The sequence below is a fragment of the Chitinophaga sp. genome (genome assembly GCF_039596155.1).
GTDB lineage: Bacteria > Bacteroidota > Bacteroidia > Chitinophagales > Chitinophagaceae > Chitinophaga.
The window spans coordinates 1-18253 of the sequence record NZ_JBCNKF010000036.1 but is presented as its reverse complement, the minus strand read 5'-3'; the positions used below and the strand labels follow the sequence as shown (position 1 = coordinate 18253).

Below are 18253 nucleotides of genomic sequence, written 5' to 3'. Positions count from 1 at the left end.
CATCTGTCTGATGTATGCAAGGTAGGTGTTATATGCTTGTCACGTCACTTGTGTTCAACACATCATCTATTCAAATATGGGTGGTATATCCCGGCAGGCCACCTGCTAACCTAAGCCACCGGCGGTGGTGGTGGCTGATGCTGCTGCCAGAACATCGGATCCATATTAATCTGTACCTGCTGCGGAGTAGGATGCGCTATCGTAATCCCTGCTTCCTGCAAAGATGCATATATCGCCGTCAGCACAGCACTCTTCATACTGCCCGCCTGTCCCAGGTCATTTATCCAAAAGAACGCCTGGAAATCCATCGCTCCATCCCTGAAATTACTCAGTAACACCGTGGGCTCCGGCGCCGTCATGACCCCTTCATGCTGCTGTAAACACTGCTTCATCACCTGTATCACTTTATTAATATCCGCACCATATGTGACGCCTACACTTATATCCACCCTTCTCGACCTGCTGCTCAATGTCCAGTTAACCAACTGCTGCGCTATCAGCTCCCCATTCGGCACGATCACTTCCGAGCCATCACCTGCCGAGATCCTGCTGGACCTGATCCCGATTTCCTTCACTACACCTGTACGCGTGCCTAACTCAATCGTATCACCCACCTCTATCGGCTTCTCGAATGCCAGGATGATCCCCGACACCAGGTTATTCACAATATTCTGCAAACCAAAACCAATACCTACACCTAACGCCCCTACGACAATCGCCAGCTTATCCAAGGGTATCCCGGATGCTGCAAAAGCCAGTAACACACCGGCTCCCAATACCGCCAGTCTTAACAGCAACATATAAGAACCCCATCCTTTCCGGGTAGGCACATTATTCCCTGTATATCCTAACAGGAATGTTAATAACTGGCTCACGACTGAGGATACCCAGATAATCAATAGGAACACAATCACCCCACCAAAGGAGAAAGTAAAACTGCCGATCTTTCTTTCTGCTGCCAACATATCTGCCACCAGCTCATACAGGGCATCATAGATATATAGGTTCCTGGCTATGAGCACCAGGTATCCTACCGTTGCTATTACATACAGGATAGACTTCAACCGTGACTTGATGTGCTGGTAGTCCAAAAACGACACGAACGTACTCGAATGCTTATTTGCCTCTACATGCAGGTAGATTGCTTCCATCAGGATCTCCACGGTCAGCACGATCGCCAGCGACATTGCGATACTCACCACACCTGCAGCACCAAAGATCTTAGCCGCCGTCACCCGCGCCAGGGTCACCAGCAGCAACGAGAAGGCACTCATGATCATAAAGATCCATACTGCATGTTTAGCGTACTTTGGTAGTGGCAATTTTGTCTGCTCAATACTATGCAACAGGTAATATCCAAGGATTACCCCGAGGATGGCACCGGTAAAAATGCCCCATTGTTCAGTGAATGTTACCTGGATCAACAGGTTGTTTACACAGTAGACTACTAACAACAAGATGAGCAACAACCATCTCCTGAACAAATGTCCGGGCAAATACTTCTTCACAATGATGGAGGCCGTTACCATTGCAATACCCCACGTGATCTCCGTAAATAGTATAGGGTATTGAATATTTAACATCGCTGAAAAAGTCGACACCAGTAATAAACTACCTGCTACCGGATGCACAATTATATAGCGGATCTGTTGCAGGATCGTCTCAGCTTCCTGCTCCGCATGATCTCTCCTGATGCGGCGTCTGTTGGCAATCACCCACCATGCAAAGGCTATAGCCGCCAGCAACCAAAAAGTAATCATGGGTCTCCTGATGGCAAAAAAGATCTGCAATACATGCAGGTTCTTGGCTACTGAGCGTCGCAGCACGTAGGGGAATTTGGGTCCTTTCTTTCCCGGCAGGGGTGGTTCCCAGAGGTAGCTGAAGTCTTTGTTGAACATGCGTGTACTGTAGCGTGACAACTGGAAATCCATATCTTCCAGCAGGTTGGTCGATTCTAAATATCGCCTGGCTACCTTATTCTGTAATAGACCTAAGAATAACAGGTTGCGTTTATTGGCACTGTCCACCTGTCGCCATTTGTTGATCAGGGTGGCCATTTGCCCTACGTAGATATCCCGTAGTTCATCTTCAGCAGGTATATCCCGCATGGTAGTATCCCGCCGCAATTGTTGTAAGGTATCAGTGATGTTCACTAATTTATCGTAGTACTTAAATAACTGGTTTTGCCAGTTATCGAGCCGCCATTCCAGTTGTACGAGCAGGACCCTGTTTGTATATAAGTCCATTACATTCGGGGTACTTCCCAGGGCAGTAATGTCCCGCTTGACCACATTCAACGAAGAATCGATAAGTGGCAGCCGTTCACTGATCTCGGTGGTATCCAGTCCCCGCTTCAGTATACTCATCACCTCATTGAGCATGAGCGTATAGCTTTCCAGCCGTGTGATCAACACAGCCACTGAGGTATCGGAAAGATGTAGTTTGGGTTTGCCCGAGGTGCTGTCTTTCACCTGTTGTGAAATGATTTTGCTAAGGGTGGCGCTGTCCAGGGGTTTGGTCGCAGGGGTTTGTGCGTGTAGCAAAGCCACATGACACAAGCATAGCAGGAGTAGTGAGGTTAATCTGACCTTCATGTATTAGCAGATTAAAAAGAATGTGGCTTTGAGCGGTTGTGATCCATCCAAAGCCACATCAATAAAAGTACCGGATTTTGTTTTACCGGGATTTATTTAGACTGGTGCATGCCAATCTCTTTAATTTCTGTTATTGCCATGAGCAGCAGCAGGAAGATTATTTCTCCCATTTGATCTTCTCTGCCAGTGGCTTTAAGCGTCTGCCTTCAGGCAGGGGTTCATCAGTATAACCCAGGTAGAAAATGCCCAGTACCTTATCTTCCTCTCCCAGGGAAAGGTATGCTTTCATGGCAGGAGAGAAGGTCATACCACCGGAACCCCAGTAGCCGGCTAGTCCCAGGGCGGTAGCGCCTAGCCAAAGGTTTTGTACCGCACAGGATACCGCAGCAATCTCTTCAATTTCAGGGATCGCTGGTTTGTTGCCTCTTTTCATACAGAGTACGATGATATGAGAGGCCAGGTCGCCTTGCGTTTTCAGTTTTTCGTAGTTGCCCGGAATGAATTTCTCAGGGGTAGTATTGGCTTTGTAAAGCTCGGCATGATCCGCACAAAAGCGTTTAACGGCTTCGCCGCCAAACACTGGAAAATACCAGGGTTCAGTGTAGCCATGTGTGGGGGCCCAGTCGGCCAGTTCAAGGAGGGCCTGAATTTGTTCGTCCGGAATCTGTTTGCCGTTCATAGCGAACGGTTTGATATTCCTACGGTTGGTGATAATGCTCTTCAATTGCTCAAAGTCCATGCGCGATATTTATTTAACAGGTGAAAGAGTTTGTTTCCATGCTTCGGGCAGGCGGGCTACTTTCCTGGTATTATAATCAAAGTAAATCATACCGGATTTTGCCTCTGCGATCAGGATGGTTTTATCCTCACGGATAGTGGTGATGCGGTAATACAGGTCAAAGCCAAACGGGGTAAAGTCGCCGGCACCTACAGCGATGTCAAAGATATCGCCGTGGAAGCCTTCGCCTTTATATACGAGGGCGGCATCGGCCATGATAAGGCCAGCCTGGCCATCTTTATCCAGTTCGCCATACCCGAAACTGGCAAGAAAGCGAAGGCGTGCTTCGTGAATGATAGAGAGAATGGCGTCGTTACCTACATGTCCACCATAGTTGATATCCCCAATCCTGACAGGGAGTTGGGTGTGAAAATCCAGTTGTTCGGGAAGGTCAATTTTTACTCTGGCCATTTATTTAAATTATCAGTGAGCCTTCAGGAAGGCAATTAGTTGTTGGAAAGCTTTGGCTCTGTGGCTAAACTTATTTTTGCCGGCCATGTCCATTTCGGCAAAGGAGACATCGGCATCATCGGGTACGAAGATGGGATCGTAGCCGAAGCCTTTGCCACCTCTACGTTCGGTGAGAATGGTACCTGGGCAGATGCCTTCGAACTGGTACTCCTTGTCATCGAGAATGAGGGAGATCACAGTTCTGAATTGTGCCTGGCGATGAGTATTGCCATTCAGTTCAGAGAGGACTTTATCAATATTATCTTCCGGGGATTTCTGCTCACCGGCATATCGGGCGGAGCGTACACCGGGTTCGCCGTTCAGTGCATGAATTTCCAGTCCTGTATCTTCAGCGAAGCAGTTTTGATGGGTCATGTTATGGATGGTCATCGATTTTTCCCGGGCATTCTCTTCGAGGGTAGGGTGTGGTTCCGGAATATCGATGTCGATGCCTGCTTCCCGGAGGGTGATGATCTCGAACGCGTCGCCCAGCATGGAGCGGATTTCCTTTACTTTATTTTCGTTGTTGGTAGCGAATACTAGCTTCATGAATGCAAGTTACATATTTAAATGCCCAGCAGTTGTTTCAGGCTGTTCCATAGTCTTCCTTTCAGCATTTTATCCTGTGCGATCAACTGTAAATCATCAGAATACAACAACTGGCAGCCACTGGCAGCGATCATCTGGTAAGCAGGAAAATCCTCGATACCCATGGCGGTTGGCGGCACGCCAAAAAGTACAGCCTGCTTCATAGAGATGGCTGATTGCCAGGATGTAAAGGCCATGGCAGGATAATGAGCTACATTTATCAGGGCTATATCCTGCATGCCTAGTTTACAGGCATTTAAAATATTGGTGAGGAGGTTGAATAATTCTTCGTTTAAGTAAGCGCCTCCCTCATTTTGTATGAACAGTGCAATGTTTTTTTGATTTTCACCTAAAAATTTCACCTCCGGAATGACAGCAGGAGTGGTGGCAACAGGTGCCTTTTTCCCCGGTATGATAGGCTGGGTAAAGATCCTGGCCAGGAAATAGGGGTCCAGCTGTACTTGATCAAAAGACATGCATATATAGTTTAAATTGAATGTAATGGCCCCCTTTGGGGAAAAATTTGCTTTATTTGCATCTGACGGCTTGCGCAAATTTAAGTGTATTCATTTTCAGATGAGCGATTTCCGGCTTTAGATTTCGCCAACATATCATACATCCAAAACAAATTAACAGCACTTTTTTATGATGGGAGTAGATTATCAAATAGAAAACAAGGTAGGAGAAGGCGCCTTAAAAAAAATTAAGGTGACCCGGATAAAAAATTCAAGGATTGGGGAAGTAGACCTCAATAGCCCTACCTTCGGTAAGCAGTATGCAGACCATATGTTGGTGGCAGAATTTGATGGAAAAGAGTGGAAAGATGCAGAGATCCTGCCTTTCGGCCCGCTTTCAGTGAGTCCGTCCAATGCGGCATGGCATTATGGGCAGGCAATATTTGAGGGCATCAAGGCTTATAAAGACCAGGAGGGGAACCCGATGATTTTCCGTCCATACGACAACTATGCGCGGTTTAACAAGTCGGCAGAGCGTATGGGGATGCCCGAAGTGCCTGAGTGGCTTTTCATAGGTGGGATGGAGCTTTTGATCGATCTGGACAGAGATTGGATACCAACAAATGAGGGTTGTTCTCTTTATTTGCGTCCTTTTATGATTGCCGCTGATGAATTTATTGGCGTAAGGCCATCAGATACGTATAAATTTGTTATTATTAACTCACCATCCGGTCCGTATTTTAATAAACCTATTAAATTACTGGTACAGGATAAATATATTCGTGCATTCCCTGGTGGTGTTGGTGCAGCTAAAGCAGCGGGTAACTATGGTGGGGCGATGTACCCGACCATGCAGGCGCGCAAGCAGGGCTATGACCAGATATTGTGGGTAGATGGATTGGAATTCAAGTACTTACAGGAGTGTGGAACAATGAATGTGTTCGCTATAATAGGTAACACTGCCATAACGCCTGATTTGAATCAAGGCACGATTCTCGCAGGGGTAACACGCGCCGCTGTGATGTCTATATTGGAAGATATGGGTTTGACAGTAGAGGAGAGGCCGGTAAGTATAGAGGAGTTGGTAAAGGCATATGAGGCCGGTACGCTGCGCGAGGTATTTGGTACGGGTACGGCTGCCAGTGTGGCATATGTACAGGAACTGGATTACAAAGAGCACCAGATCAGGCTGGATCCTACAAAGTATGAAGTAGGAAATGAGTTGCTGGAAAGACTGGATGCGATCCGTACGGGAAAATCGGAAGATACCCGTCACTGGAATTACAAGGTAGGAACTTATTCAAAATAGTCTTAGTTGTGTTGAATTGGAAGGCCATCTGCGCGAGTAGATGGTCTTTCTCTTTTATATAACCTGAAGCCTGTATCCTGGATACAGGCTTTTTTATTTGTGTTATTTCCTGAATACCTGCTATTCGGTGCTTCCATAGTATTTCTTTTGAGATATTCCGCAGATAACCCGCAGATAACCCGCCTATAAGCCGCCTATATTCCGCATCTATATAAAGGCGGGATATCTGCGGGATATCTGCCTTTTATAAGCAGGAAGAGTACGGGTTATCTATATTTTTCGGGAGTTATTTCAATGAAATCACGCGTCAATTTTGTACTTTTGCGCCCTATGACCATGGCATCTTTTATCTCGTCGTTGGATCAGGCCGCCCCTCCTGAGGGGATTTCTCCTTATTTGAAGGCTTTGTGGTGGGATGGTAAGGGTAACTGGCAAAAGGCACATGACATCATCGAACATATGGGAGATGATACAGCAGCCTGGGTACATGCTTATCTCCACAGGAAAGAAGGTGACCGGGGAAATGCCCGGTATTGGTACAGCAGAGCGGGTCGAAATATGCCAGAATCTACACTGGACATGGAATGGAGCGAAATCGTCGAAGTACTTAGCAGGATCTGACAAGGATTTCCTCAAAAAAATGTTCAAAACATTTTGTTATTAACAAGGAGCGTGTTACCTTTGCCCTCCCAAATTCCCATTCTGGGTGATTTGGATGTCATTGTAAACCGACAAGAAAAAAAATCTAGGTAGAATGCCTACTATACAACAATTAGTAAGAAAAGGAAGAGAAATTATCCGGGCTAAGTCCAAGTCCAGGGCTTTAGATAGCTGTCCACAGCGTCGCGGTGTTTGTACACGTGTGTACACAACCACTCCTAAGAAGCCAAACTCTGCACTGCGTAAGGTTGCAAAGGTGCGTTTGACCAATAAAGTAGAGGTAATCGCTTATATCCCTGGTGAAGGACACAACCTGCAGGAACACTCTATCGTACTGATCCGTGGTGGTAGGGTAAAAGATTTACCAGGTGTGCGTTACCACATCGTTCGTGGTAGCCTTGATACTGCTGGTGTGAAAGACAGAAAGCAGAGCCGTTCCAAGTATGGTACCAAAAAGGAAAAGGCTAAGAAATAATTTATAATAACTATTTGAAATTTTCCAAATAAATGAGAAAGCAAGCCGCGAAAAAGATGCCTTTGGCTCCGGATCCTCGCTTTAACGACAAACAGGTTACCCGGTTTGTTAACAACGTGATGGAGCAGGGCAAAAAGAGCATTGCCTTTAGGATATTTTACGATGCGATCGACAGAGTGAGCACTATCACTAATGATAATGGTTACGAAGTGTGGAAGAAAGCGATCACAAACGTAACTCCTGCCGTTGAAGTTAGAAGCCGTCGTATTGGTGGTGCTACCTTCCAGATCCCTTCTGAGGTTCGTCCTGACAGAAAGATCTCCCTGTCTATGAAATGGTTGATCCGTTATGCAGGTGAAAGGAATGGTAAGAGCATGGCTGAGAAGCTGGCTGCTGAAATCGTAGCTGCTGCAAAAGGTGAAGGTGCTGCTTTCAAGAAGAAAGAAGATACTCACCGTATGGCTGAAGCTAACAAGGCATTCTCCCACTTCAGGATCTAAATCTACTGCCGTTTTACGGTAGATGGTTTATAAAGATATAAGGGAAACATCCTCTGGGCTATACTGGGGGATGTTTTTCCTTTTCTCATATATACCCAATTTTTTAAACCTTGTAACCAAAGGGACCAAAAGTAAGTTGCTGCTGAAATAACAATTTGGCAAAGTTGCCTGTTTTATTTATTAGCAAAAATGATTTACCTTTGCCCCCCAAATTGCATTATTATACAGTCATTTTAATATTATGGCAGACTTAAGATTTCAGAGAAACTTTGGTATTGCGGCGCACATTGATGCGGGTAAAACCACTACCACAGAGCGTATCCTGTACTATACAGGTAAATCCCACAAGATAGGGGAAGTGCACGAAGGTGCAGCCACCATGGACTGGATGGCGCAGGAGCAGGAAAGAGGTATTACCATCACATCTGCTGCTACTACCTGTTTCTGGAAATTCCCTACTACCCAGGGTAAACTCCAGCCAGATACAAAAGAATACAAATTCAACATCATCGATACTCCAGGTCACGTGGACTTCACCGTTGAGGTAGAACGTTCCCTGCGCGTATTGGATGGTCTGGTAGCACTGTTCTGCGCTGTATCCGGCGTTGAACCACAGTCTGAAACCGTTTGGCGCCAGGCTAACCGTTACCGTGTACCACGTGTTGGTTTCGTAAATAAAATGGACCGTGCCGGTGCTGACTTCCTGAACGTGGTAAAACAGGTGAAGGAAATGCTGGGCGCTAACCCGGTTCCTTTGATGCTGCCTATCGGCGCTGAAGATACTTTCAAAGGCGTGGTTGACCTGATCACCATGAAAGGTATCATCTGGGATGAAGAAGGTAAAGGTGCTACTTACCAGGAGATCGAGATCCCTGCTGACATGAAGGACGAAGCAGAAGAATGGAGAGCGAAACTCGTAGAAGCAGTTGCTGAATACGATGACAAGCTGATGGAGAAATTCTTCGACGATCCAAACACTATCTCTGAAGCTGAAATTCACGAAGCTATCCGTAAAGCAACGATCGATATTGCTATCATCCCAATGCTGTGCGGTTCTTCTTTCAAAAATAAAGGTGTACAGAAAATGCTGGATGCCGTATGTCGTTACCTGCCTTCACCAGTAGATATCGAAGCGGTTAAAGGTACAGATCCTGACAATGGTAACGAAATCGAGCGTAAGCCTGATGTAAAGGAACCATTCTCTGCACTGGCGTTCAAGATCATGACCGATCCTTTCGTAGGTCGTCTGGCATTCTTCCGGGCTTATTCCGGTAAACTGGATGCTGGTTCTTATGTACTGAATACCCGTACTGGTAAGAACGAGCGTATCAGCCGTATCATGCAGATGCACGCTAACAAGCAGAACCCAATCGACTTCATCGAAGCTGGTGATATCGGAGCTGCTGTTGGTTTTAAAGATATCAAGACAGGTGATACCCTGTGCGATGAAAAAAATCCTATCGTACTGGAATCTATGACCTTCCCTGAACCAGTTATCCACATCGCTATCGAGCCTAAAACTCAGGCGGATATGGACAAAATGGGTCTGGCTATCGCTAAGCTGGTAGAAGAAGATCCTACCCTGAAGGCTAAAACTGATGAAGAAACCGGCCAGACCGTATTGAGCGGTATGGGTGAGCTTCACCTGGAAATCATCGTTGACCGTATGCGTCGCGAGTTTAAGGTAGAAGTTAACCAGGGTGCACCTCAGGTTGCTTTCAAGGAAGCATTCACCCTGAAGGTTGAACACCGTGAGGTTTATAAGAAACAAACAGGTGGTCGCGGTAAATTCGCAGACATCCAGATCGAACTCGGCCCTGCTGATGAGCAATGGCTGAAAGAGAATGAAGGAAAATCATTCCAGTTCATCAACGATATCTTCGGTGGTTCCATCCCTAAAGAATTCGTTCCTCCGGTACAGAAAGGCTTCGAGTCTGCTATGAACCAGGGTGTACTGGCTGGCTACCCGCTGGATAACCTGAGAGTTCGTCTGTTCGATGGTTCATTCCACCAGGTTGACTCCGATGCAGTATCCTTTGAACTGGCTGCAAGACAGGCTTTCCGTGAAGCTGGTCGTAAAGCTAAACCAGTACTGCTGGAACCAATCATGAAAGTAGAAGTACAGACTCCAGACCAATACATGGGTGACGTAACAGGTGACCTGAACCGTCGTCGTGGTATGCTGGAAGGTATGGAAATGAGAAATGGTGTACAGGTAATTAAAGCGAAAGTACCTCTGAAAGAAATGTTCGGATATGTAACTCAGCTGCGCTCCCTGTCTTCTGGTCGTGCTACTTCCATCATGGAGTTCTCTCACTACTCACCTGCTCCAAATGCTGTTGCTGAAGAAGAAATGGCAAAAGCTAAAGGTAAAGTGAATGCATAATCATCATGATTAGTATCTGATTGAAATATGGTCCCGTTCCGGTCACTCGGAACGGGATTTTTTGTTTATAAGGATTTGTAACATCTATACCGGCACCACGTTTTATGCTTACGCTTCCCGATAGGGGAATGGTCACTACATTCCGTCTTTAACTACAGAGCTATCAGGGTAGCATACAACCAACACTGTCTATATATACTAAAGTTCACTTACAGCCGAATGAATACGCCCCGGATATTGATCAGTATCGATCTGGAAGAACTGCATGTGCAGGCAGGAACTAGTCAGCAGCCAGGCCTGGAAGAAGGGCTCCAGCAAGCCCGGGAGGGTTTGGAGAAAACATTGATATTACTGGACAGGTACCAGGTGAGGGCTACATTTTTTATGACGTCCACCTGGGCGCAGGCGTACCCTTTGATCGTACGGCAGGTGGCCCGTGTACATGAAGTAGGGGCTTATGGATGCATGGAGAAAAGCATTATTGAACAGATTTCAGGTAGCCGTGTATATGGTTGCCGGATGCCGGCTGGTACAACGCCTGATTACAGGGCACTGAAGGTGGCAGGGTACTTATATCATGCGGGTGGTCAGCAGGTTCGTCCTATGACAATAATGGACGAGCTGTACGAAATATATGCAGAAAAGATCCGTCCGTTGTGGATAACCAGGTTGTTGACCGGTGGCCGGGACGTAATTTCCCTGCGTTTTAATAGTAGTGAATTGGCCGTGTCCCCCACATCGCGTGTGCTGAACCCCAGATTGGAGGGACGGTTGGACAGCGTGTTGGCATATCTTCAACGTAAAGGTCAGTTTATGCCTCATATTGAGTGGCTGCAGGAACAACTTACTGACTAATAGTTGTGATCGATTGCAGTTAATGCCCCGTTTACTCTCATTTTCTTTATACTTATTTAACTCATTTTCAGTATATTCGCAACTATCTTGTTGATGTCTGGCACTGAATTTGGTATACCCTAATTGTTCCCCAAGGTTCCTGCTTATTTATCCTATTATCTTATTGGCTCAAGTTTCATTAGCAAAGCGAGACACATTTCAGATTGCATGTATTTTTTTGTTCGATAGGGCATCGTTCAGATGCTCCGATGGCAAGTATTAATCATAAAAATTCAAAAAACTGAACATGAACAAACTCCAAGCATTAACCCTGGCCCTGATGACGGTATTGTTTTTTAGCACCACGGCATTTGCGCAAACCCAGAAAGGAAACATTTTGATTGGATCTGACATTACGGATCTTGGACTGAACTTTCAGAAGGGCAGTACCCAGTTTAATTTTAACCTCAATCCCAAGGCGGCCTGGTTTATCAGTGACGGACTGGCCGTGGGTGGTTATGTGAATTTCGGATTGGCCACCAGTAAGGGGGCTGGATCGGATGTAAGTTATGGTCTTGGTGCATTAGCACGTTATTATCCAACAGATAAGAATGTGCAGAAGCTGGAGTTCTCCAGGCGTGCAAGGTTCTTTGTAGAAGCGAATGCGGGTTTTGGTGGTACAAATCCTGCGAGTGGTGCTTCAACAAATGGTGTAGAGCTGGGTGTAGGGCCTGGTATCTCCTATTTCATTACGCCAAATGTAGCGTTGGAAACACTGCTGAAGTACAACATTATAGTGGGTGGGGGAAACTCTACAACAGCACAGCAGTTGAACCTGGGGGTAGGTTTCCAGATCTTCCTGCCAAGTGCGAAGGCGAGAGAATTGTATAGAGAGGAGAAGCGTAATATGAACTAAGCACGATAAGTTATTATAATGGGCTGCTTACGGATTTTTGGGTCTGTAGGCGGCCTTTTAGTTTTGAATGGTTTGAATGAACTAATTGATAATGAATGGAATGAATGACTGATTTAACAGGGGGGACTATTATCTTTATGAAATAAGACGTCGCCACGGGCGTTTGCTGGGATTGCCGAAAACCAGTTACAGATAGAGTAGGCGTTACCCTCTGAAAAACTAAGATCATGACCGCAACCATTCTCGCAGCGCTGACCAGGTTCTTGTATACACTGTTCGGTAGCCTGTAATTCCCTGAAGCATTTAACAAGTTTGAAAGGTCCTGGTAGTAACCGGGGCCTTTTTTATGTGGGGGAATATGTGGGGATTGTCATTTTGGGTGCTGACTGAATGGGAATTGATTGAACGGGATGTGTAGAAGTGGTTGAAAATGAATGAAATGAACGAATGAAATATAATTACTGCATATTAATTTTAGGAAATGGGATTGCCGAAAACCATTAACAGAGTAGGCGTAACCAGTGAAAAGCCATCAACATGGATCTGCTGAACCAATTACTGGCAACAATCATCGCATTGTTGAATTCTCTGCTGGGTGGTCTGTAATTAATTACGCCACTGATTCCGCGGAAAATGTACAACGCAACAAAAGACATTTTCCAACTTATTGCCTTCCTGGTGAGAACCGGGGAGGCTTTTTTTCATAATGAACGGGCTATCTGATCAGTGTGAGCTGGGATGGTAGGGGATTGAAGCGGGTTGGCGGGAGAGGGGGCTGGAAAAAATGAATAGGCCGTTTTGGAGCACTGAACGAAATGAACAAACCGTTCAAAATGAATGAAATGAACCATTACTAATTGATTTGCTGCGGCTAATTTTAGTTCAATGTTCCCTGTGTGAGGGGCATTTGGGATTGCCGAAAACCAAGTAACAGAGTAGGCATAACCTTATGAAAAGCCTTCAAAAACATCTATGGATTTATTGAACCAGGTATTGGCTTTAGTTCTTGGTCTGATTCAGCGTTTGTTGGGTAAGTTACCTCTCTGAAGCTGACAGGTTAGGAAATATTGCTTATTGCATTCCCAGACAGGACTTGCTGCCGGTTTTCCGGCGGCTTGTTTTTTTTAGGGGGTACTGGCTGGCTTTTATATAGGGAAGGGGGGAAAAGTGGTTTACATGGGGGCCTGGAGTATTTTTCCACAGTAAATAATTATATTACAGCCGGTTACGGCCCTTTCCTATACTTTTACACAAATTAACATTTGCCTCAAATCCGCCGGTGTTCTACATTTCAGTAAAATTTCCCATTATTTTTCCCCGATTTTGTTGGGGAATACAAAAATACTGATTACCTTTGCCCTCCCAAATTGTAAGGGTAAAAAGTAGAAGTTCATTGCATATGTCTCAGAGAATTAGAATCAAGCTGAAGTCCTACGATCATAATCTGGTAGATAAATCTGCTGAGAAGATCGTTAAAACAGTGCGTAACACTGGTGCCGTGGTAACAGGTCCAATTCCTTTACCAACTGAAAAGAAAATTTTTACGGTGCTGCGTTCACCACACGTTAACAAGAAAGCTCGTGAGCAGTTCCAGTTGTGCACACACAAGCGCTTACTGGATATCTACACTTCTTCTTCAAGGACTGTAGACGCGTTGAGTAAGTTAGATCTGCCTTCCGGTGTGGAAGTAGAAATCAAAGCGTAGGACATCAGCAGGTGGGCAAAAGGCCTGCCTGGTTTGATTTAATCTTATGACTGCAGTTTTGCTGGCAGTGGGGTCTTATAACAGGATCTCACAGGGGAAAGTACTCTCCGTTTGTCAGATGTAAACGCCACAACATAAAAAATATAGGTCACGCCTTCTGGGTGGCCGCCCAATAAAGCATTTAAACCGCCTATCCTGGGGATAGCTAGATCCACCCCCAGGCGCTGGGTATAATATATAACAACATGAAAGGTATTATTGGCAAAAAGATCGGCATGACCAGCATCTTCGAACCGAATGGTAAGCAGACTGCTGTGACCATCATCGAAGCCGGTCCATGCGTAGTAACGCAGGTTAAGACTCAGGAAACTGACGGTTACAACGCTATTCAGGTAGCATTTGGCGAGAAAAAAGAAAAGAACGCTACCAAAGCACAAATCAATCACTTCGCGAAAGCAAGCACCTCCCCTAAACGATTTGTAAAAGAGTTCCGCAACCCGGATGTACAAAAAGCTCTTGGTGAAACCATTACCACCGAAATATTTGCAGAAGGAGAAATAATTGATGTAGTCGGTACCTCCAAAGGTAAAGGCTTCCAGGGTGTTGTTAAACGCCATGGATTCAGCGGTGTGGGTGAAGCTACACACGGTCAGCACGACAGAAGCAGAGCTCCAGGTTCCGTAGGTGGATCTTCTTATCCTTCCCGCGTGTTCAAGGGTATGCGTATGGCTGGTCAGACTGGTAACGAGCAGGTGAAAGTTAAAGGCCTGAAAATCGTTAAAATTTTCGCTGAGAAAAATTATATCCTGGTAAGTGGTTCCGTTCCCGGCCACATTGGTTCAATCGTTTTAATCCAGAAGTAATATGCAACTTGATATTTTAAATATAGAAGGTAAGAAAACCGGAAGAACAATTGAGCTTCCTGAAGAGATTTTCGGAGTGGAGCCTAACAACCACGTGATCTACCTGGCTGTTAAACAATACCTTGCTGCTCAGCGTCAGGGTACCCACAAGGTAAAGACCCGTGCTGAAGTGAAAGGTGCTTCCCGTAAACTGCACAAACAAAAAGGTACTGGTGGTTCCCGTAAAGGTAACATCCGTAACCCACTGTATAAAGGTGGTGGTACCATCTTCGGTCCAAAACCACACAAATATGACATTAAGCTGAACAGAAAAGTAAAAGATCTCGCTAAGATTTCTGCACTGTCTGTAAAAGCGAAAGAAAACAGCATCATCGTTCTGGAAGATCTGAACCTGGCTACACCTAAAACTGCACAGTTTGCGGGTATCCTCGAGAAACTGAACGTAAATGTAAATGGCCGTAAGACTTTGGTTGTTCTGCCAGAATACAATGATAATGTATACCTGTCTCTGCGTAACATTCCTACAGTAGATAGCGTAATGCTGAGCGATATCAACACTTATGATATCATGAACAGCAATACACTGATCATTACTGAGAGTGCTGCTAAAATCTTCACTGAAGAGCCGGTAGAAGCTTAATTGTCAAATTTAAATCACACAGCTGGCAGGTCAGCCTGCCACTCAAAGCGATAAAAGATGAAACTTTCAGACGTTTTAATCAGACCGGTAGTAAGTGAAAAAGTGAACAAAGCCACTGATAAATTCAACCGTTACTACTTCATCGTAGACAAGAAATCCAACAAACTGGAAATCAAGAAAGCAGTTGAAGAGTTCTATGGCGTTGCAGTAGCAGAAGTGAACACTGCCGTTATGCCTGGTAAAAGCAAATTCCGCTTTACCAAAGCTGGTTTCATTGCTGGTAAGAAGCCTTCTTACAAGAAAGCAATTGTAACCCTGGCTGCAGGAGAATCTATAGATCTGTATGCTAACATATAGTGCTCATAGCTGCGGCAACGCAGCATGATGGATGTATATGCAGATCACATTTATAAATAAAGCAACTAGTTAAACAATTACTAGATCATGGCACTGAAGAAATTTAAACCGATGACAGCCGGTACCCGTTGGAAAATTGGCAACGCGTTCGCTGAGCTGACCACGGATACTCCTGAGAAGAGCCTGCTGGAGGCTAAGTCCAAAACCGGCGGTAGAAACGTACAGGGTAGAAGATCTATGCGCTACATCGGTGGTGGACACAAGCAACATTACCGTATCATAGACTTCAAACGCGACAAGCATACAATTCCTGCTACAGTTAAGACGATCGAGTACGATCCAAACCGTAGTGCATTCATCGCACTGCTGAGCTATGCAGATGGTGAAAAACGTTACATCCTGGCTCCTCAGGGTTTACAGGTTGGGGCTACCGTAGTAAGCGGTCCTGATGCTGCTCCTGAAGTAGGTAACGCGCTGCCGCTGAAGAATATGCCACTGGGTACCGTTATCCACAATATCGAACTGCAGCCTGGTAAAGGTGGTGCGATCGCTAGAAGTGCGGGTACTTATGCACAGCTGAGCAACAAGGAAGAAAAATATGCCGTATTGAAAATGCCTTCTGGTGAGCTGCGTAAAGTGTTGATCACTTGTGCTGCTACTGTAGGTACCGTTTCTAACTCTGACCACGCCCTGCAATCAATTGGTAAAGCGGGTGCTAACCGTTGGAGAGGTATTAAGCCACGTAACCGTGGTGTGGCCATGAACCCTGTAGATCACCCAATGGGTGGTGGTGAAGGTAGATCTTCCGGAGGTCACCCAAGATCCAGAACAGGTAAATATGCGAAAGGTCTGAAGACTCGTAAGCTGAAGAGCTCCGATAAACTGATCATCAGCAGGAAAAACGGCAAAAAATTATAATTCATAAAGCTTTTACCAGTTCCGCTTCGGGCGGATAGCCAGGAGCGGAACGGTTAAAGTAGAATAAAAATAAAAAGACATGGGTCGTTCCATTAGAAAAGGTCCTTACGTTGACCAGAAATTAGGAAAGAAAGTAGATAAAATGAATGAAGGCACCAAGCGTACTGTAATCAAGACCTGGAGCCGTCGTTCTACCATCACACCTGATTTTGTGGGCCATACATTTGCGGTACACAATGGTAACAAGTTCATTCCGGTATACGTTACTGAGTTTATGGTAGGTCATAAACTGGGTGAATTTGCACCAACCCGCAACTTTAAAGGACACGCTAACAAGAAAATGTAGTCATTCGTTTGAAGTTTTAAGCTCGAGGTTTGCTGCGTGAAACACCTCGAACCCCGGACTTCGGACCTCAAACACTCAAATTTATAATAACAATGGAAGCAGTAGCTAAGCTTAATAATAATCCAACATCTACCCGCAAAATGCGTCTGCTCGCAGACCTGATCCGTGGTATGGAAGTTGAGAAAGCGCTGAATGTTTTAAAGTTCCATCCTAAGCACCCAAGTGTACCTCTGGAAAAACTGCTGTTATCAGCTGTTGCTAACTGGAAAGTGAAGAATGAAGGTGTACGCGTTGAAGATGCGAATCTGATCGTTAAAACCATCTTCGTTGATGGCGGTCGTATCCTGAAAAGAATGCGTCCAGCTCCGCAGGGTAGAGGTTACCGTGTTCGTAAAAGAAGCAACCACGTAACCATTGCAGTAGACAGCAAAGTAGCGGAAGCGAAATAATTGAAACTTAAACTATTTATCTAATAGACAAATAAACCAGAACATGGGTCAGAAAACAAATCCTATTGGTAACAGGTTAGGTATCATCAGAGGTTGGGACTCTAATTGGTATGGCGGCAAGAAAGACTTTGCTACCAAACTGATCGAAGATAACAAGATCAGAACTTACCTGAATGCCCGTATCAATAAAGGTGGCATTTCCAGGGTAGTGATCGAGAGAACTTTAGGTAAACTGATCATCACCATCCATACATCTAAACCTGGTATCATCATAGGTAAAGGTGGTGGAGAGGTAGACCGCATCAAAGAAGAAATTAAGAAACTGACTTCTAAAGAAGACGTTCAGATCAACATTCTGGAGATCCGTCGTCCTGAAATAGATGCCAATATCGTAGCTGAAACTATCGCTAAGCAGATTGAAAGCCGTATCAACTACAAACGTGCGATCAAGATGGCGATTGCTACTGCAATGAGAATGGGAGCTGAAGGTATCAAGATTAAAGTTGGTGGTCGTCTGGGTGGTGCTGAAATCGCACGTTCAGAAGAAATGAAGCAGGGTCGTGTACCTTTGCACACCTTCCGTATGGATATCGACTACTCTTCTCTGTTCGCACAGACAGTATATGGTAAGATCGGTATCAAAGTATGGATCTGTAAAGGTGAAGTACTGGGTGAGCGCGATCTGAATCCGAATGCTATCTCCGGTAAGGATGGCGAAGGCCGCACAGGTGGTGAAGGTCATGGTCATCGCGGTGGTGGTGAAAGAAGAGGTGGCGACAGAAGAGGCGGCGATAACCGCGGCGGCGAAAGAAGAGGTGGAGATAACCGTGGTGGTGGCCGTAGATAATCTTTTTAACAATTAACATTAACATTTAACATAATTTAAGATGTTACAGCCCAAGAGAACGAAACACAGGAAGATGCATAAAGGCCGCATCAAGGGTAACGCAAAACGTGGTGCGGAAATCTCCTTTGGTAGTTTCGGCTTGAAAGCATTAGAACCTAAGTGGATCACAGTCAGTCAGTTCGA

21 protein-coding genes are annotated in these 18253 nt (G+C 45.4%); 16 read left to right on the top strand and 5 right to left on the bottom strand.

Going from position 1 to position 18253, the window contains the following annotated elements; translation table 11 throughout:
* Nucleotides 1-110 precede the first annotated feature (110 nt).
* The 5 genes from ABDW33_RS26605 to ABDW33_RS26585 form a co-directional block, all read right to left on the bottom strand.
* Complete coding sequence (locus ABDW33_RS26605; protein ID WP_343693142.1) at nt 111-2594, bottom strand: mechanosensitive ion channel domain-containing protein; 2484 nt, start codon at nt 2592-2594, stop codon at nt 111-113.
* Nucleotides 2595-2751: 157 nt separating this feature from the next.
* Entirely contained in the window at nt 2752-3333 is a 582-nt protein-coding gene (locus ABDW33_RS26600; RefSeq protein WP_343693141.1) for a nitroreductase, read from the bottom strand.
* A 9-nt stretch (nt 3334-3342) separates the two neighbouring features.
* Nucleotides 3343-3783: a thioesterase family protein gene (locus tag ABDW33_RS26595; protein ID WP_343693140.1), complete on the bottom strand. Its 441-nt coding sequence runs from the start codon at nt 3781-3783 to the stop codon at nt 3343-3345.
* A 12-nt stretch (nt 3784-3795) separates the two neighbouring features.
* Nucleotides 3796-4371 (bottom strand): RdgB/HAM1 family non-canonical purine NTP pyrophosphatase, encoded by a 576-nt coding sequence (gene rdgB / locus ABDW33_RS26590; RefSeq protein ID WP_343693139.1) that lies wholly within the window; start codon nt 4369-4371, stop codon nt 3796-3798.
* 17 nt (nt 4372-4388) lie between these two features.
* Nucleotides 4389-4886 (bottom strand): hypothetical protein, encoded by a 498-nt coding sequence (locus tag ABDW33_RS26585; RefSeq protein ID WP_343693138.1) that lies wholly within the window; start codon nt 4884-4886, stop codon nt 4389-4391.
* A 169-nt stretch (nt 4887-5055) separates the two neighbouring features.
* Here ABDW33_RS26585 and ABDW33_RS26580 point away from each other — a divergent pair, with 169 nt between their 5' ends.
* The 16 genes from ABDW33_RS26580 to ABDW33_RS26505 all read left to right on the top strand — a co-directional run.
* Nucleotides 5056-6174, top strand: a complete 1119-nt coding sequence (locus ABDW33_RS26580; protein WP_343693137.1) for a branched-chain amino acid aminotransferase — start codon at nt 5056-5058, stop codon at nt 6172-6174.
* Nucleotides 6175-6504: 330 nt separating this feature from the next.
* A complete protein-coding gene (locus tag ABDW33_RS26575; RefSeq protein WP_343693136.1) occupies nt 6505-6795 on the top strand; it encodes a hypothetical protein in 291 nt (96 codons plus the stop codon).
* A gap of 133 nt (nt 6796-6928) precedes the next feature.
* A complete protein-coding gene (rpsL, locus tag ABDW33_RS26570; RefSeq protein ID WP_012789278.1) occupies nt 6929-7309 on the top strand; it encodes a 30S ribosomal protein S12 in 381 nt (126 codons plus the stop codon).
* Between the two features lie 32 nt (nt 7310-7341).
* Nucleotides 7342-7809: a 30S ribosomal protein S7 gene (rpsG, locus tag ABDW33_RS26565; RefSeq protein ID WP_146966821.1), complete on the top strand. Its 468-nt coding sequence runs from the start codon at nt 7342-7344 to the stop codon at nt 7807-7809.
* A 241-nt stretch (nt 7810-8050) separates the two neighbouring features.
* Entirely contained in the window at nt 8051-10195 is a 2145-nt protein-coding gene (gene fusA / locus ABDW33_RS26560; RefSeq protein WP_343693135.1) for an elongation factor G, read from the top strand.
* Between the two features lie 219 nt (nt 10196-10414).
* On the top strand, nt 10415-11050 hold the full coding sequence (locus ABDW33_RS26555; protein ID WP_343693134.1) for a polysaccharide deacetylase family protein: 636 nt from the start codon (nt 10415-10417) through the stop codon (nt 11048-11050).
* A gap of 286 nt (nt 11051-11336) precedes the next feature.
* On the top strand, nt 11337-11945 hold the full coding sequence (locus ABDW33_RS26550) for a hypothetical protein (protein ID WP_343693133.1): 609 nt from the start codon (nt 11337-11339) through the stop codon (nt 11943-11945).
* A 1399-nt stretch (nt 11946-13344) separates the two neighbouring features.
* Nucleotides 13345-13650 carry a 30S ribosomal protein S10 gene (gene rpsJ / locus ABDW33_RS26545; RefSeq protein WP_012789286.1) on the top strand — a complete coding sequence of 102 codons (306 nt, stop codon included), beginning with the start codon at nt 13345-13347 and terminating at the stop codon, nt 13648-13650.
* A 245-nt stretch (nt 13651-13895) separates the two neighbouring features.
* On the top strand, nt 13896-14513 hold the full coding sequence (rplC, locus tag ABDW33_RS26540; RefSeq protein WP_343693132.1) for a 50S ribosomal protein L3: 618 nt from the start codon (nt 13896-13898) through the stop codon (nt 14511-14513).
* A gap of 1 nt (nt 14514) precedes the next feature.
* A complete protein-coding gene (gene rplD, locus ABDW33_RS26535) occupies nt 14515-15153 on the top strand; it encodes a 50S ribosomal protein L4 (RefSeq protein ID WP_343693131.1) in 639 nt (212 codons plus the stop codon).
* Between the two features lie 57 nt (nt 15154-15210).
* Nucleotides 15211-15510 carry a 50S ribosomal protein L23 gene (rplW, locus tag ABDW33_RS26530; protein ID WP_116851440.1) on the top strand — a complete coding sequence of 100 codons (300 nt, stop codon included), beginning with the start codon at nt 15211-15213 and terminating at the stop codon, nt 15508-15510.
* Nucleotides 15511-15597: 87 nt separating this feature from the next.
* On the top strand, nt 15598-16428 hold the full coding sequence (gene rplB / locus ABDW33_RS26525; RefSeq protein WP_343693130.1) for a 50S ribosomal protein L2: 831 nt from the start codon (nt 15598-15600) through the stop codon (nt 16426-16428).
* Nucleotides 16429-16507: 79 nt separating this feature from the next.
* On the top strand, nt 16508-16774 hold the full coding sequence (gene rpsS / locus ABDW33_RS26520) for a 30S ribosomal protein S19 (RefSeq protein ID WP_072360589.1): 267 nt from the start codon (nt 16508-16510) through the stop codon (nt 16772-16774).
* A gap of 92 nt (nt 16775-16866) precedes the next feature.
* On the top strand, nt 16867-17223 hold the full coding sequence (gene rplV / locus ABDW33_RS26515; protein ID WP_116851442.1) for a 50S ribosomal protein L22: 357 nt from the start codon (nt 16867-16869) through the stop codon (nt 17221-17223).
* Between the two features lie 43 nt (nt 17224-17266).
* Nucleotides 17267-18070: a 30S ribosomal protein S3 gene (gene rpsC, locus ABDW33_RS26510; protein WP_343693129.1), complete on the top strand. Its 804-nt coding sequence runs from the start codon at nt 17267-17269 to the stop codon at nt 18068-18070.
* Nucleotides 18071-18110: 40 nt separating this feature from the next.
* Nucleotides 18111-18253: ribosomal protein L16 (locus ABDW33_RS26505; protein ID WP_343693193.1), on the top strand; the 143-nt coding region annotated here is incomplete at its 3' end.